The organism is Pseudomonas oryzihabitans NBRC 102199, assembly GCF_000730625.1.
GTDB lineage: Bacteria > Pseudomonadota > Gammaproteobacteria > Pseudomonadales > Pseudomonadaceae > Chryseomonas > Chryseomonas oryzihabitans.
On sequence record NZ_BBIT01000002.1, the window covers coordinates 290,958 to 304,326 of the forward strand.

Annotated in this window: 12 protein-coding genes; 8 read left to right on the forward strand and 4 right to left on the reverse strand. The window is 63.9% G+C overall.

Annotated elements, in window-relative coordinates:
- Nucleotides 1–32: 32 nt before the first annotated feature.
- On the reverse strand, nucleotides 33–665 hold the full coding sequence (locus POR01S_RS02820; protein WP_027602000.1) for a pyridoxamine 5'-phosphate oxidase family protein: 633 nt from the start codon (nucleotides 663–665) through the stop codon (nucleotides 33–35).
- A 303-nt stretch (nucleotides 666–968) separates the two neighbouring features.
- Between POR01S_RS02820 and POR01S_RS02825 the strand changes: the two genes are divergently transcribed.
- Nucleotides 969–1,673 carry a glutathione S-transferase family protein gene (locus tag POR01S_RS02825; protein WP_042133610.1) on the forward strand — a complete coding sequence of 235 codons (705 nt, stop codon included), beginning with the start codon at nucleotides 969–971 and terminating at the stop codon, nucleotides 1,671–1,673.
- Nucleotides 1,674–1,731: 58 nt separating this feature from the next.
- Here POR01S_RS02825 and POR01S_RS02830 read toward each other — a convergent pair whose 3' ends face one another.
- Nucleotides 1,732–3,747, reverse strand: coding sequence for a peptidase U32 family protein (locus POR01S_RS02830; protein ID WP_042133612.1), 2,016 nt, complete (start codon nucleotides 3,745–3,747; stop codon nucleotides 1,732–1,734).
- Nucleotides 3,748–4,107: 360 nt separating this feature from the next.
- Here POR01S_RS02830 and POR01S_RS02835 point away from each other — a divergent pair, with 360 nt between their 5' ends.
- Nucleotides 4,108–5,487, forward strand: coding sequence for an MFS transporter (locus tag POR01S_RS02835; protein ID WP_156045003.1), 1,380 nt, complete (start codon nucleotides 4,108–4,110; stop codon nucleotides 5,485–5,487).
- 81 nt (nucleotides 5,488–5,568) lie between these two features.
- On the opposite strand, the gene POR01S_RS02840 is transcribed toward POR01S_RS02835, so the two are convergent.
- Nucleotides 5,569–6,468: a LysR family transcriptional regulator gene (locus POR01S_RS02840; RefSeq protein ID WP_027602003.1), complete on the reverse strand. Its 900-nt coding sequence runs from the start codon at nucleotides 6,466–6,468 to the stop codon at nucleotides 5,569–5,571.
- A gap of 97 nt (nucleotides 6,469–6,565) precedes the next feature.
- On the opposite strand from POR01S_RS02840, the gene POR01S_RS02845 reads away from it, so the two are divergent.
- Nucleotides 6,566–7,186: an RraA family protein gene (locus tag POR01S_RS02845; RefSeq protein ID WP_027599711.1), complete on the forward strand. Its 621-nt coding sequence runs from the start codon at nucleotides 6,566–6,568 to the stop codon at nucleotides 7,184–7,186.
- Nucleotides 7,187–7,201: 15 nt separating this feature from the next.
- Nucleotides 7,202–8,071: an NAD(P)-binding domain-containing protein gene (locus tag POR01S_RS02850; protein WP_042133614.1), complete on the forward strand. Its 870-nt coding sequence runs from the start codon at nucleotides 7,202–7,204 to the stop codon at nucleotides 8,069–8,071.
- A 67-nt stretch (nucleotides 8,072–8,138) separates the two neighbouring features.
- Here the strand turns inward: POR01S_RS02850 and POR01S_RS02855 are convergent, their stop codons facing one another.
- Nucleotides 8,139–9,044, reverse strand: a complete 906-nt coding sequence (locus POR01S_RS02855; RefSeq protein ID WP_223855447.1) for a LysR substrate-binding domain-containing protein — start codon at nucleotides 9,042–9,044, stop codon at nucleotides 8,139–8,141.
- 126 nt (nucleotides 9,045–9,170) lie between these two features.
- On the opposite strand from POR01S_RS02855, the gene POR01S_RS02860 reads away from it, so the two are divergent.
- The 4 genes from POR01S_RS02860 to POR01S_RS02875 all read left to right on the forward strand — a co-directional run bounded on the left by POR01S_RS02860 (nucleotide 9,171) and on the right by POR01S_RS02875 (nucleotide 13,313).
- A complete protein-coding gene (locus POR01S_RS02860; protein WP_042133616.1) occupies nucleotides 9,171–10,043 on the forward strand; it encodes a transketolase in 873 nt (290 codons plus the stop codon).
- Between the two features lies 1 nt (nucleotide 10,044).
- Entirely contained in the window at nucleotides 10,045–11,046 is a 1,002-nt protein-coding gene (locus tag POR01S_RS02865) for a transketolase family protein (RefSeq protein WP_042133618.1), read from the forward strand.
- An 8-nt stretch (nucleotides 11,047–11,054) separates the two neighbouring features.
- Nucleotides 11,055–11,900 (forward strand): NAD(P)-dependent oxidoreductase, encoded by an 846-nt coding sequence (locus POR01S_RS02870; RefSeq protein WP_042133620.1) that lies wholly within the window; start codon nucleotides 11,055–11,057, stop codon nucleotides 11,898–11,900.
- Between the two features lie 84 nt (nucleotides 11,901–11,984).
- Nucleotides 11,985–13,313, forward strand: a complete 1,329-nt coding sequence (locus tag POR01S_RS02875) for an MFS transporter (protein ID WP_081347897.1) — start codon at nucleotides 11,985–11,987, stop codon at nucleotides 13,311–13,313.
- Nucleotides 13,314–13,369: the final 56 nt, after the last annotated feature.

The following is a 13,369-nucleotide window of genomic DNA, read 5'->3' on the forward strand; positions in this document are numbered from 1 at the left end:
TTTATGGGGGCTGGAGGCAGGGCCGGGCAGCCCTAGTAGAGCGTGCTGGCGATCCGCTGCGGCAAGGCCTGGTCGTAGGCGTCGCCGTCCACCTGCGTCGGGCAGAGCTGCTTGAGGATGGTGCCGGGAGAGGGCAGCGCGCTGCGCGCAAGGTGCCTGGAGGGATCCCACAGGCCGGCCCGGATCACCGCGCGGCTGCACTGAAAGTAGACGCTGGTGACCGTGACTTCCAGTACGGTCCGCGGGCGCTGACCCTTGACCTCGAAGCGGGCCAGCAAGGCCGGATCGACCGCTATCCGGGCGGTGCCGTTGATGCGCAGGGTTTCGCCGATACCGGGGATCAGGAACAGCAGCGCCACCCGGGGATCCTGGAGGACATTGCGCAGCGTATCCAGGCGATTGTTGCCCCGGCGATCCGGCAGGTAGAGCGTCCTGGCATCCTCGACATGCACGAAGCCCGGCGCATCGCCGCGCGGCGAGGCATCCAGTCCCTGAGGCCCCGAGGAGGCCAGGACCACGAAGGACGCGGCTTCGATGAAGGGCTGGTAAACGGGGTGGATGTGATCGATCTCCTTGAGGATCGAGGGTGCCGCGACCTCGCCGTAGAGGCTTTCCAGCGCCTCCAGCGAGCTGAGGTAGTCCTGCGCGGGGTTGTCCTGCTCCATGTGCGACTCCTGGTTCGAGGTGCTTTGCGCGCCTTCTCGCGCGGGTCTTCCGGCGGCTGGCGTTCGCGGCAGCCAAAGGGTTGGCTGAACTGTAGCCGATAGGCGAGGTGGGGGCTCGGTCTGTGAGCAGGTTCCCCCGAGCGTCGCCGGGCTAGCGACCTTCGCCATGGCGGACCAAAGAAAGCGCAAGCGGTCGGGTGCTTATAGCCGTTTGCCGCTGTCCCAGAAGACCTGATCGGTGGCTGTGCGCGACCCGACCGTCACCCGTGAATCCCCATTGGTTAACCAAGAGAAGACATCCTGATGAGCCTTCCGCTACGCCTGTACGAACTGACCGGTGCCGACGACAGCTGCCGCTTCAGCCCCTATTGCTGGCGCATACGCCTGGCGCTGGCGCACAAGGGGCTGCCGGTCGAGACCATTGCCTGGCGCTTTCACGAGAAGGAGGCCATCGCCGCTTCGGGGCAGGGCAAGGTGCCGGTGCTGGTGGATGGCGAGCAGTGGGTGAGCGACAGCTGGGCCATCGCCGAGTACCTGGATCGCCAATACCCCGAGCGGCCCTCGCTGCTGGGCGATGCTTCGCTCAAGGCCACGACGCGCTTCATCAACCAATGGGTCGCGGACAGTGTGCATCCGGCGCTGGCGCGGGTGATCCTGCCCGACGTCCATGCGGTGCTGGATGAAGCCGACCAAGACTATTTCAAGCGGACCCGCGAAGCGGCGTTTGGCGTCTCGCTGGAGGCCCTGGCTGGGCAGCGCGAGACTTCGTTGCAGGCCTTCCGCGAAGTCCTGAAGCCCCTGCGCAGCACCCTGGCCCTGCAGGATTACCTGGCGGGTGAAGCCCCGGCCTATGCCGATCACATCGTCTTCGGCGCCTTTCAGTGGGCGCGGATCGTCAGCACCCAACCCTTGCTGGCCCAGGACGACCCCATTACGGCCTGGTGTGGGCGGATGCTCGACGCCTACAACGGACTGGCGCGGCAGACACCCGCGGCAGCCGAGCGCTAGCGAATCGGGCCGGCGGATCGCTGCTGGCTAGCCAGCAGCGACGTCATGCCCTCAGGGCTCAGTGACTGTACCCGGTCGGCTTGTTGCGGATGGTCTTGAGCAGGTCTTCCGGGCTGATGCTGGCGAGCGCCTTGGCCGCGGCCTGGCTGCCCGGCAGCGGCAGGTCGAGGATGTGGCCCTTCATCTTGCCCACCACGTGCATCTCGCAGGGCTTGCAGTCGAATTTCAGGGTCAGCACCTCGTCGCCGTGGACCAGTTGCATCGGCGCGACCTTGGTGCGCACGCCGGTGACGCCCTTGGCCTGCTTGGGACAGAGGTTGAAGGAGAAGCGCAGGCAGTGCTTGGTGATCATCACCGGCACCTCGCCAGGCTCTTCATGGGCCTCGTAGGCCGCGTCGATCAGTTGTACGCCATGGCGATGATAGAAGTCGCGGGCCTTCTGGTTGTAGACGTTGTAGAGAAACGACAGGTGCGACTCGGGATACACCGGCGGGGGACAGCTCTCGGCCTTGCGGCTGCCGCGCGGGTGGGCGGCGACGCGGGCGGCGGTCAGCCGCTCGATAGCTTCGCGGCGCAGCGCCTTCAGTTGCGAATTGGGCACGAAGAAGGCCTGGGGTGCATCCAGGCTCACGTCCAGGGCGTGGTATTCGGTGGTGCCCAACTGGGTCAGCAGATCGCGCAGGCCATCCAGCGCCTGCTCCGGCTTGTTGGCCACACCGAAGGGACCGTCTAGGGCAACCGAGACACTGACGCCTTCTTCGCTGGTGACGGTCAGCTCTAGCCGCTGCTCGCGCAGCTCGGCCAGCCAGTGCACGCCGATGCGGCGCTCGGCGCTGGTCTTGAGCAGGGCCTGCTGCCAGTTGTGGTCCAGGTTGCGCGACAGCGGATGATTCGGGCGCAGGCGGAACAGCCCCTCGGGCATCTCGTTGGGTTCGACGCGATAGCGATAGCGCTTCTGGCCGTCCTCCTCGAATTCGCCCTTGAGCTCGGCGACGTTGGCGCGAAAGCCCACCACCTCGCGCTTGACCAGCACATTGAGGCCGTCGCCGTTGGACAGCGGCTCCTCGGTGACGGCAATGAAGTCGCGCTTGCCGACCTTTTCCACCTGACCCACTGGCAGACCGGTAAAGGTCGGCGAGTCGAAGGCGCCGATGTCCACCTTGCGGTCGGTGACGAAATAGTCGGTGCTGCCGCGGTGGAAGGTCTTGTCCGGATCGGGCACGAAGAAGTGCGCCGTGCGACCGCTGGAGGCGCGCGCCAGGTCGGTGCGGTCTTCTAGGATCTCGTCGAGCAGCTGGCGGTAGTAGGCGGTGATGTTCTTCACATAGCCCATGTCCTTGTAGCGGCCCTCGATCTTGAAGGAGCGCACGCCGGCCTCGACCAGGGCGCGCAGGTTGGCGCTCTGGTTGTTGTCCTTCATCGACAGCAGGTGCTTCTCGAAGGCCACCACCCGACCCTGGTCATCCTTCAGGGTGTAGGGCAGGCGGCAGGCCTGGGAGCAGTCGCCGCGGTTGGCGCTGCGACCGGTCTGGGCGTGGGAGATGTTGCACTGGCCGGAGAAGGCCACGCACAGGGCGCCATGGATGAAGAATTCGATGGCCGCGTCGGTCTCGGCGGCGATGGCCGAAATCTCCTGCAGATTCAGCTCGCGCGCCAGCACCAGCTGGGAGAAGCCGGCCTGGTCGAGAAACTTGGCCCGCGCCAGGGTGCGGATGTCGGTCTGGGTGCTGGCATGCAGCTCGATCGGCGGGATGTCCAGTTCCAGCACGCCCAGGTCCTGCACGATCAGCGCATCCACGCCCGCGTCGTACAGCTGGTGGATCAGCGTGCGCGCCGGCTCCAGCTCGTCGTCGTGCAGGATGGTGTTGATCGTGGTGAACACCCGCGCATGGTAGCGGCGGGCGAATTTCACCAGCTCGGCGATCTCGCTGACCTCGTTGCAGGCATTGTGCCGCGCACCAAAGCTCGGCCCGCCGATGTAGATGGCATCGGCCCCATGCAGGATGGCCTCCCGGGCGATACCGACATCGCGGGCAGGGCTGAGCAATTCCAGATGGTGCTTGGGCAGGGACATGGCGTTTCTTCTCGATCAGGCGTGGCACGGCAAGGCGCGCATTGTAGCGGGCGAGGGGGAGGAGGGCACGCCTGGGGTGCTGGGTGGTTGGGCCAGTCCATCAACCGGGGGGGAGGATTCACAGACCCGCCGGCTGACCGACAGTCATCCGTGTTTCCGACCCTTATTCCTGCCCGGGGAGTGCAGTGATCGCGACCCGCAAGCCGGCTGCCAAGGGCTTAAGCATCGCTATCCCGCCGACTGGGGGCGCTGCTCATTCCTAAGGGGAATGAATGCCTGTGCCTCTTTATCGCTTTTTTCCATTAATGGGCCGTCGTAAAACCTCCGTCACCTTTAATAACCATAAAAATCGGAGGACTCATGACCGAATCCCTGGCTTCAAAGCCGGCACCGGCACCGGCAGTGGCGGAACGGGCAGCGCTACAGACGCGGTCCAGGACCCGCTATCGCTGGGTGGTACTGGCGGTCATCGTGGTCGTGTACATGCTCGCTGCAGCCGATCGGGCCAATATCGGGATCGCCTTGCCCTATATCCAGAAGGAGTTCGGCGCGACCAATGCCGAGGTGGGTCTGCTGGTCAGTGCCTTCTTCCTGTTCTACTCGCTCGGTCAGATACCGGCGGGCTTTCTGCTGAGTAAGGTCAGCGTGCGCGTGGTCGCCCCCGCGGCGATTGGCCTGACGTCGCTCGTGACGCTGCTGATCGGCACCTCCCACAGCATCGGTATGCTCAAGATCTATCGCTCGGCGCTGGGCGTCGCAGAAGCCGCCTTGCCCCTGTCGATGTTGAGCACCATCAACCGCTGGTTTCCGCCGCGGGAAAAGGGCACGGCTACCGGCGCCTTCCTGTCCGCCGCCAAGATGGGCGCGGTGATAGCACCGCCATTGGGGGCAGCGCTGATTCTGCTCGATGGCTGGCGCACCATGTTCATCGCCTTCGCCCTGCCAGGCGTGCTGCTCGCCTTGCTGTGGTGGTGGCTCGTCCCCAATGATCCGAGAGCCTGCAAGCAGGTGAGTGACGCCGAAGCCGAACACATCGAAGACCAGACGACCGCGCACAGCGAGTCGGTCCGTAAGCACCGGGATTTCGACAGGCTCGACCGCGCGCTGCGCTATGAGCGCACCCCCCTCCTCGATACGTCACGCTCCGTGTTCAGGTCCTGGAACATCTGGGGCTGTGGATTGGGCTACCTGCTGATGACCGGAGTAGTGAACGTGCTCCTGGCCTGGCTCCCCAAGTACCTGGGCGAGGTAAAGCACTTCGAACTGATGCAGGTCGGCTTCGTGGCGTCCTTGCCCTTTGTTGGCGGGGTGCTCGGCAATATCGTCGGCGGCTGGCTGTCGGATCGAATCCTGGACCGCCGTCGCAAACCGACCATGATGATCAGCGCGGTAGCGACCTGCGTGATGATGGTCGCTCTGGTTTACGCACCCAATGGGCTGCTCGCGGTCAGTCTGTTGCTGTTCGGTACCGGCTTTCTGCTCAACATCGGCTACTCGTCGTTCTCGGTCTATTCGATGGGACTGACGACCAGAACGACCTATCCGGTGGCTGCATCCGTGGTCAACAGCGCGGGCCAGGCGGGGGGCGCCATGGCGCCGCTGATCACCGGCTTCCTGCTGGATAGCTACAGCTGGACGGCGGTGTTCATCTTCCTCGGCGTCTGCTCCCTGGCCGCCCTGGCCTTCGTGTTGACCATTTCCGAACCGGCTACCGCGCCGGTCGAGGCCTCTGCTGGCTAGGGGGCGGAACCTTGGTCCAGGATCACGGCCGTCTGCTGCGCTGTCGCTCTGGTAGCCGCAGGACGGTCTGGCGATAGCGGGCTAACGCTGCAACTGTTTCGTGAAGTCGCAGAGTTGCGTCGCCAGCGTGGCGATCTCGGCGACGAAGGTCGAGGGCCGATCATTGCGGTACATCGCCATGTAGGGAACCGGTGGCAGCTCGGGATCGGTCTCGACGATGACGAGTTTGCCTTCGTCCACCAGCGGGCGGAAACATTCGCGTGGCAGGTAGGTGACGCCCAGGCCCGCCGAGGCCAGACCGAGCATGGCGGTGAGGCTGTCGGAGGAGAGGATCCTGGGCAGCTCTATTCCGCGTGCATGCAGCCAGCGATTTACGAACAGGCCAGATCCTGACTTCTTGCCCTGCATCAGCATGGGATACTTGGCCAGCTCGGCCAGGCCCACCACGCCTGAACTCCGGACCAGTCCCGGCGCGGCCATCCAGGCATTCTCCACGGTGGCGAGGGGTACGCTGGTGACCTCGGGCGCCGTGAAGGTGTCCGGTATCACGATGAGGTCGACCAGATCGTCCATCAGCCGCTCGTGCAGATTGCGACTCATGTCGACTTCCGGCTCCACGGTAAGCCCGGGGAAGTCGGCAACCAGGCGCGTGACCAGGCGCGGTAGCCAGGTCCAGGCAGTAAGTTCGGTAACGCCCAGTCGCAGACGGCGGGTGGTGACGTGCTTGCCGTCCTTGAGCGAGGTGATGCGCTCGTTCAGATCGAGCATCTCGCGCGCAATGACCAGCAGCTCCTCGCCCTCGGCGGTGAAGCGGGCACCCCGCTGCGAGCGATCGAACAGCTGCAGGCCGGTGGAGGACTCCAGCTCCTGCACCCGTTTCGAGATGGCTGACTGGGTGGTGTTGAGATGCTCGGCGGCCCTTTCGAAGGTACCCAGACGTTCGATCCAGTGCAGCGCCAGCAACTGGCGTAGTGTGACCAAGGGCATTCCTCCAGGGCATGAATGGCCATACCTTAATATCGCTTTTTCTATTTGGCCACTGGCCTATCCTCGACGTTATCCAACAAGAGGAGCCCTTATGAACGTCAACGCTTCCAGTCCGACCTCGCTGGTCGAAGCCTTCGCCCGTACCTCCACCTCGATCATCAGCGACTGTCTCGACCGGCTTCCAGGCGCTCCGCTGCGGCCCTTCCATCGGATCGAAGGCACCATGGCCGGCCTTGCGCTCACCGTCAAAGTACCCGCCGGCGACAACCGGGCGATCCACCAGGCGCTGGAGCTCCTCGTCCCCGGCCAGGTGCTGGTGGTCGATGGCGGTGGCGACCTGAGTCGCGCCCTGATGGGCGACATCATGGCGGCTATCGCGGAAAAACGCGGTGCCGCGGGCGTCGTCGTCGATGGGGCGATTCGCGACCTGGCGACGATCAGCAAGGGCAGCTTCCCCATCTTCGCTCGCGGGGGCTATCACCGTGGCCCCTACAAGAACGGTCCGGGGGAGATCAACGTGCCGGTGAGCATTGGCGACATGATCGTTTCACCAGGAGACCTCGTCGTGGGTGACCATGACGGCATCGTCGCCTTTCCCCTGGCCCAGGCGGCGGAGCTGCTCGACCGTTGCCTGGCGACCGAGCGCAAGGAAGCGGAAATGCTCGCGCAGATTGCCGCGGGAACCTACCGGGGCGCCTACGCGGCCCACTGATTACGGAACAAGCAAATGAAACTAGCGATTATCGGCGCAGGCGAAGTGGGCCTTACCTACGCGCACCCCTGGGCGGCAGCAGGCCACGAAATCCTCTTGTGTGACCTCAAGCCTTCACCCAGGGCCCAGGCCTTCGCGAAAGAGCATGACGTGGCTCTCGTCACCTCGATGGAGGATGGGGTAGCCGATTGCGATGTCGTCGTCTCCTGCGTATTCGGCACTGTCTCGCTGCCAGTCGCCGAGCAGGCGCTCGCCCTTATGCGGACGGGTGCGCTGTTCATCGACATGACCACCGCGGATCCGGAGCAGATCAGGCGAGCCGCGGCCATCGCGGCCGAGCGCTCCATTCCCTATGTGGACGTGGCCATCCTGGGGGCCATCGCCTTGACGCACGCGAAAACCAATCTGCTGGCCGCCGGTATCGGCCTGGAGCGCGCGGTCGTCCTCTTTGCCGAAGCCGGCGCCCCGCTCAAGCCCGTCGAGAGCGGCGCCGCGGGCGATGCAGCCGCCCTGAAGATCTTACGCAGCGTGTTCACCAAGGGACTGGAAGCCTTGACCATCGAGTGCTTCATGGCGGCCGAGAAGCAGGGTGTCACGGAAAAGCTTCATGACGCCCTGAGCGATATCGACCAGGCCTCATTAAGAGACTTTCTCGGCGCCCTCATTAGGACGCATGTCGTGCATGCCCCGCGCCGTCTCAAGGAAGTGGAAGAGGCCGAACGCCAACTGCGGGCCGCCGAGCTACCGGTGGCGGTGCTGCCTGGGGTGAGGGAGGTATTCGCTCGGACATCCGCGCAGCTGGCACACGCGCCTATCGACACGGCATCGCCGAGTCTTGGCCAGGCCTTCGATTGGCTGTTCAAGGCCAATGGCGTGGTGAGGTAGCGGGGCAGCGCCGAGCGAAACTCTTTGCTCGGCGCTCTTGCCGATCTGAGCGAGCCTTCCTTCTGGATCAACGAACCCCCAACTCGTCCAGCAGCCATTTCTTGAACACTTCCGCTGCTTCTTTGCGGTTCCGGCTCTTGGGGTAGGCGAGAAAGTGGCCGACGTACTGGATGTCGTGAGTCAGGCTGCGCAAGGGGGCTACCAGGCGCCCCTCCTGCAGTTCCCGTTCGGCCAGCAGCGTGGATTCCAGCACCACGCCCATGCCATTGACCGCGGCGGCAATCGCCATGGCACTACGGTCGAAGCGTAGAGAATAGTGGTGAACGGGCAGCAGGTGGTTGGCCTCGAACCAGCCCTTCCATTGCAGCATCTGCACATCGCATTGGATCAGGGTGTGCTGGTGCAGGTCCTGCGGCGCCTTGATGGCTTCGGCCAGCGCAGGGCAGCACAGAGGTGTGAGGTGTTCGACGGCCAGCGGCACGTGTTCGCAAAAATCCTGCCGCGGTTCGCCGTAGACGATGTCGAGGTCAAAATCGTCATTCTCGAATCGTGCATAGTCGGTACTCGCCGAGAAGCGCAGATCGATGTGAGGATACTTCTTCACAAAGTCCGGCAGCCTCGGCAATAGCCACTGGGTCGCGAAGCTGGGCGCGGTGTGCAGCCGCAGCGGCGGCGGCTCATCGGCTTGAATGAGCGAAAGTCCGCGGTACATCTCGCCCAGCCCGCGCTGAACGTGTTCGAGCAACAGCCGACCCTTGGGGGTGAGGCGGACTTCGCGCGTACTGCGTTCGAACAGCGTGAAGTCGATGCTTTCCTCGAGTTTGCGAATGGAGTGACTGACCGCGCTGGAGGTGATGCCCAGCTCCTGGGAGGCCGTGGCAAAGGACTCGGTTCTACCGGCAGCCTCGAATACTCTGAGGGTCGTCAACGGCACACGTCTAAGCAGGTTCATGCGTGAGTTGAATTCATCCATTGCTGTTAAAAACTCCTTTGTCGGTCTTGTTTTCTCGATGGTAGCTTGATTTTCAGGCCGCTCACCGTGTTTAGGATGAATTCTAAGCACCTGTCGTGAGCGGATCTGCACATCGAGGAATTCATAATGACAATAAGATCTGAGGCCACCGCTCCGGCAGTGGAACCGCTCGAACGTCTGGCCTATCACGCCTGGCGCATCCGCCGTTTTGCCCTGCGTATGGGTGAGGTCCAGGGCCAAGGTTATGTGGGCCAGGCCCTTGGTTGGGCCGACGTCCTGGCCGTCGCCTATTGCCACGCAATGAATCTCGACCCCAGCGATCCTGAATGGGAGGGTCGGGATCGGTTTCTGCTCTCCCATGGCCATTACGCGATAGCGCTCTATGCCGCTTTGCTGGAGGCGCAGGTGATTCCCGAGAGTGAGCTGGAGAGCTACGGCGCGGATGACAGTCGGCTGCCGATGTCGGGAATGGCTACCTACACACCAGGCATGGAGATCTCGGGTGGATCGCTTGGCCAAGGGCTGGCGATTGGCGTCGGGATGGCGCTGGGACTGCGGCTGAAGAACAACCCGGCGTGGGTCTTCAACTCAATGTCCGATGGCGAACTCGACGAAGGGGCGACCTGGGAGGCCGCGATGTCGGCGGCGCACCATGGGTTGAGCAACCTCATTGCCCTGGTGGACTTGAACAGACAGCAGGCCGATGGTGATTCCAATGACATCCTGGGATTCGAGCCGCTGGTGGACAAATGGCAGGCTTTCGGCTGGCACGTTCAGCGCGTGGACGGCAATGATCTGGCCGCCGTGCTCGCGGCGTTCGATAGCGCCATGGCGCTGGCCGAGCCCAAACCTCGGGTCATCCTGTTCGACACCCTGATGGGCAAGGGCGTGGACTTTCTCGAAGCCCGGGAAAAGAACCACTTCATCCGCGTCGAGCCCCATGAGTGGCAGCAGGCGCTCGAGGTGCTCGATGGCCACTACCACCAGGGAGCGCAGTGACATGGGTGTCGATACTCTCAAAAAGCCACGCCTCACCACCTCGGCGATGATCGCCTCTATCGCCAGCGAGGGACAACGTACTGAAGCGGCGCCCTTCGGACAGGCGCTCATCGCGGCAGCTGCGCGGGATGAGCGCATCGTCGGCCTGACGGCGGATCTTTCCAAGTACACCGACCTGCACATTTTCGCCCGGGAGTTTCCCAAGCGTTACCTGCAGATGGGCATGGCGGAGCAGCTCCTGATGGCAGCGGCCGGCGGTCTGGCGAAGGAAGGCCTGGTGCCGTTCGCCACGACCTACGCGGTGTTCGCCACCCGCCGGGCGTATGACTTCATCCATCAGGTCATCGCCGAGGAACATCTGAACGTCAAGATTTGCGCGGCTCTGCCAGGGCTCACCACCGGTTATGGCCCGAGCCACCAGGCCACCGACGACCTTGCGTTGATGCGCGCGATACCTGGTCTGACCGTGGTCGATCCCTGCGATGCGCTGGATACCACCCAGGCGGTCGCAGCCATCGCCGCTCACCCGGGGCCGGTCTACATGCGCCTGCTGCGGGGCAAGGTGCCGATGGTCCTGGACCAATACGACTACCAGTTCGAGCTGGGCAAGGCCAAGTTGCTGCGTGACGGACGCGATGTGCTGATCGTGTCCAGCGGCATCATGACCATGCGGGCGCTGGAAGTCGCTGAAGCCATGGCGGATGGCAGTGCCGACGTAGCGGTGTTGCATGTACCCACCATCAAGCCGCTGGACGAGGCCACCCTCATCGAGCAATGCCGCCGTAGTGGTCGGCTGGTCATAGTGGCCGAGAATCACAGCACCGTAGGTGGCTTGAGCGAGGCGGTCGCGCTGACGTTGTTGCGCGCCCGCGTGTACCCGGAGTTCCGGCAGATCGCCTTGCCGGATCAATTCCTCGACGCCGGCGCCTTGCCCACATTGCACGATCGCTACGGCATTTCCACGACCGCCATGGTCGCCCGCATTCAAAGCTGGTTGGGTTAGGAGGCAGCATGAACGTAGCTTTCGTAGGACTGGGCGCCATCGGCTTGCCCATGGCGGTACAGATTCAGCACGCCGGGCACCGTGTGATCGGCATCGAGCTGTCGGAGGCGTCCCGGGAACGGGCCGCAGCGGAAGGGCTGGAAGCGGTCGCCGAGTGGCAGGCGCTGATCGATGCCGACGTGGTGGTGGTGATGGTGGCGACGCCGGCGCAGTTGGCGTCCCTGGTCAGCCAGTGCAGTGGGCTGTGTGCCGGCCAGCACTGGATTGTCATGAGCACCGTGGGACCGGCGTCCGTTCGCGAGCAGGCGAGCCGCCTTCTGGCGCAAGGTGTGCAGGTCGTGGATGCACCGGTCACCGGCGGGGTGGCCCGCGCCCTTACTGGGAGCCTGCTGATCTTCGCCGCGGGTGCGGCCGAGGCCGTAGCCCGTTGCGAGCCGGTCTTGCAAGCGATGGGGGAGGTCAAGAATGCCGGCGTCCAGGTCGGCGATGGCCAGGCCATCAAGGTGGTCAACCAGCATCTGTGCTCGGTGCACCTGGTGGCGGCTGCCGAGGCGCTCAGTTTGGCACGCGCCCTTGGGCTGCAGCCGGAGCAGGTGCTGGAGTTGGTCGAAAAGGGCGCAGGCGGCTCCTGGATGCTCAGCGATCGGGGCCCGCGCATGCTGGAAGGCACGGACACTCGTGTGACCAGCATGGTGGACATCTTCGTGAAAGACAGTGGCCTGGTCGCCGAGGCCGCTCAGGCCTGCCAGGCCGCGGTACCGCTGCTCGACACCGCCCATGCTCGTTTCCAGGCAGCAGCCGCAGCGGGACTTGGTCAGCGAGATGACAGTCGCGTCATCGAGACCTGGCGCTAGCGCCGACAATTCATAGTTTCTCGGCTTCACCACCAGAGGCAGACACCTGCCTCATTACAACAACAATAGGTAGCGGAGTTATCCATGCACCCTTCAGATAGCAAGGCCGTGCCGGCCCGGGACAGTGCCGGAAAAGTGTCTTTCGCCTCCATGATCGGCTCGGCGGTGGAGAGCTATGACTTCTTCATCTACGGGACGGCCGCCGCCGGTTGGTTCGGTAGCGTGTTCTTCCATACGACTGAACCCATCGTCGGTATCCTCGCCGCCTTCGCCACCATGGCGGTGGGCTTCTTCATGCGCCCCTTGGGTGGTTATCTGGCCGGCCATTACGGAGACCGCATCGGACGCAAAGCCATTCTGCTCTGGTCGCTCATCGCCATGGGCGGCGCCACGGTTTTGATCGGCGCCTTGCCGACCTACGAGCAGGCGGGCGTGGTCGCGCCACTGTTGCTGATCCTGCTCAGGATGATCCAGGGAATCGGCTTCGGTGCCGAGTGGGGTGGCGCCGTCCTGATGGCCTGCGAGCACTCGCCACCGCATCGCCGCGGCTTCTTTGGCGCTGTGCCGCAGATTGGTATCCCGCTGGGCCTGTTGATGGCGAACGGTGCTTTCCTGGCCTCCGGGGCGCTATTCGAAGGTGACTGGGTCTGGCGAGCGCCATTCCTGGCATCGGTGGTGATGGTCGGGGTGGGCATGTATATCCGTATGGGTGTCAGCGAATCCCCGGAATTCGAAAAGATGAAGGCGGAGAACAAGCTGGTCAAACAGCCGGCGCTCGAGGTGATTCGCAACGACTGGAGAAAGATTCTGCAAATCATCGGTCTGCGCCTTGCCGAAACCGGCGGCTATTACCTGGCGACCAGCTTCATGCTCTCCTACGTCCTGCTGGCAGGCGTTGCGACCAAGGAAAACGTGCTTTGGGGCACCATGATAGGGTCGGCACTGGGCCTGCTCAGCCATTTGTTGTTCGGTGCTTTGAGCGATCGGATCGGGCGCAAGCCGGTGTTTCTCCTGGGATCCCTGTTCACCATCGCGTTCGGGATACCGCTGTTCCTGCTGATCAACAGTGGGATCTTCGTCATGGTCATCGTTGCAGTGGCGCTGTCCCTGCTGCTTAGCCATGATCCGATCTTTGCCGTCGAAGCCAGCTGGTTCACCGAGCAGTTCCCGCCCAATGTGCGTTCTTCGGGTATTTCCCTAGGCTACAACGGCGCCTCCATGATCGCCGGGCTGCTGCCATTCCTCGCGACTGGGCTATTCGCGGTGGTGGGCTGGATGGGGCCTGCGCTGCTGTTCAGTTCGCTCGGCGTCATTTCCACGCTCTGTGCGCTGCGGATGCCGGAAACGGCGCCTGCGGTCGCGAATACCAAACGGCAGGCGGTGCTGGCACCGCGGCCCGTCACCCTGGGCTGACGCTCCGCTTGCGCGCGCAACGGCGTAGCGAGTGACGCGGGGCTTCAACACTTGAT

Excerpts from the sequence above, each read along its gene's own strand:
- POR01S_RS02820 (WP_027602000.1), bottom strand. The coding sequence starts at position 665 with ATGGAGCAGGACAACCCCGCGCAGGACTACCTCAGCTCGCTGGAGGCG.
- POR01S_RS02825 (WP_042133610.1), top strand. The coding sequence starts at position 969 with ATGAGCCTTCCGCTACGCCTGTACGAACTGACCGGTGCCGACGACAGC.
- POR01S_RS02830 (WP_042133612.1), bottom strand. The coding sequence starts at position 3,747 with ATGTCCCTGCCCAAGCACCATCTGGAATTGCTCAGCCCTGCCCGCGAT.
- POR01S_RS02835 (WP_156045003.1), top strand. The coding sequence starts at position 4,108 with ATGACCGAATCCCTGGCTTCAAAGCCGGCACCGGCACCGGCAGTGGCG.
- POR01S_RS02845 (WP_027599711.1), top strand. The coding sequence starts at position 6,566 with ATGAACGTCAACGCTTCCAGTCCGACCTCGCTGGTCGAAGCCTTCGCC.
- POR01S_RS02850 (WP_042133614.1), top strand. The coding sequence starts at position 7,202 with ATGAAACTAGCGATTATCGGCGCAGGCGAAGTGGGCCTTACCTACGCG.
- POR01S_RS02855 (WP_223855447.1), bottom strand. The coding sequence starts at position 9,044 with ATGGATGAATTCAACTCACGCATGAACCTGCTTAGACGTGTGCCGTTG.
- POR01S_RS02860 (WP_042133616.1), top strand. The coding sequence starts at position 9,171 with ATGACAATAAGATCTGAGGCCACCGCTCCGGCAGTGGAACCGCTCGAA.
- POR01S_RS02865 (WP_042133618.1), top strand. The coding sequence starts at position 10,045 with ATGGGTGTCGATACTCTCAAAAAGCCACGCCTCACCACCTCGGCGATG.
- POR01S_RS02870 (WP_042133620.1), top strand. The coding sequence starts at position 11,055 with ATGAACGTAGCTTTCGTAGGACTGGGCGCCATCGGCTTGCCCATGGCG.
- POR01S_RS02875 (WP_081347897.1), top strand. The coding sequence starts at position 11,985 with ATGCACCCTTCAGATAGCAAGGCCGTGCCGGCCCGGGACAGTGCCGGA.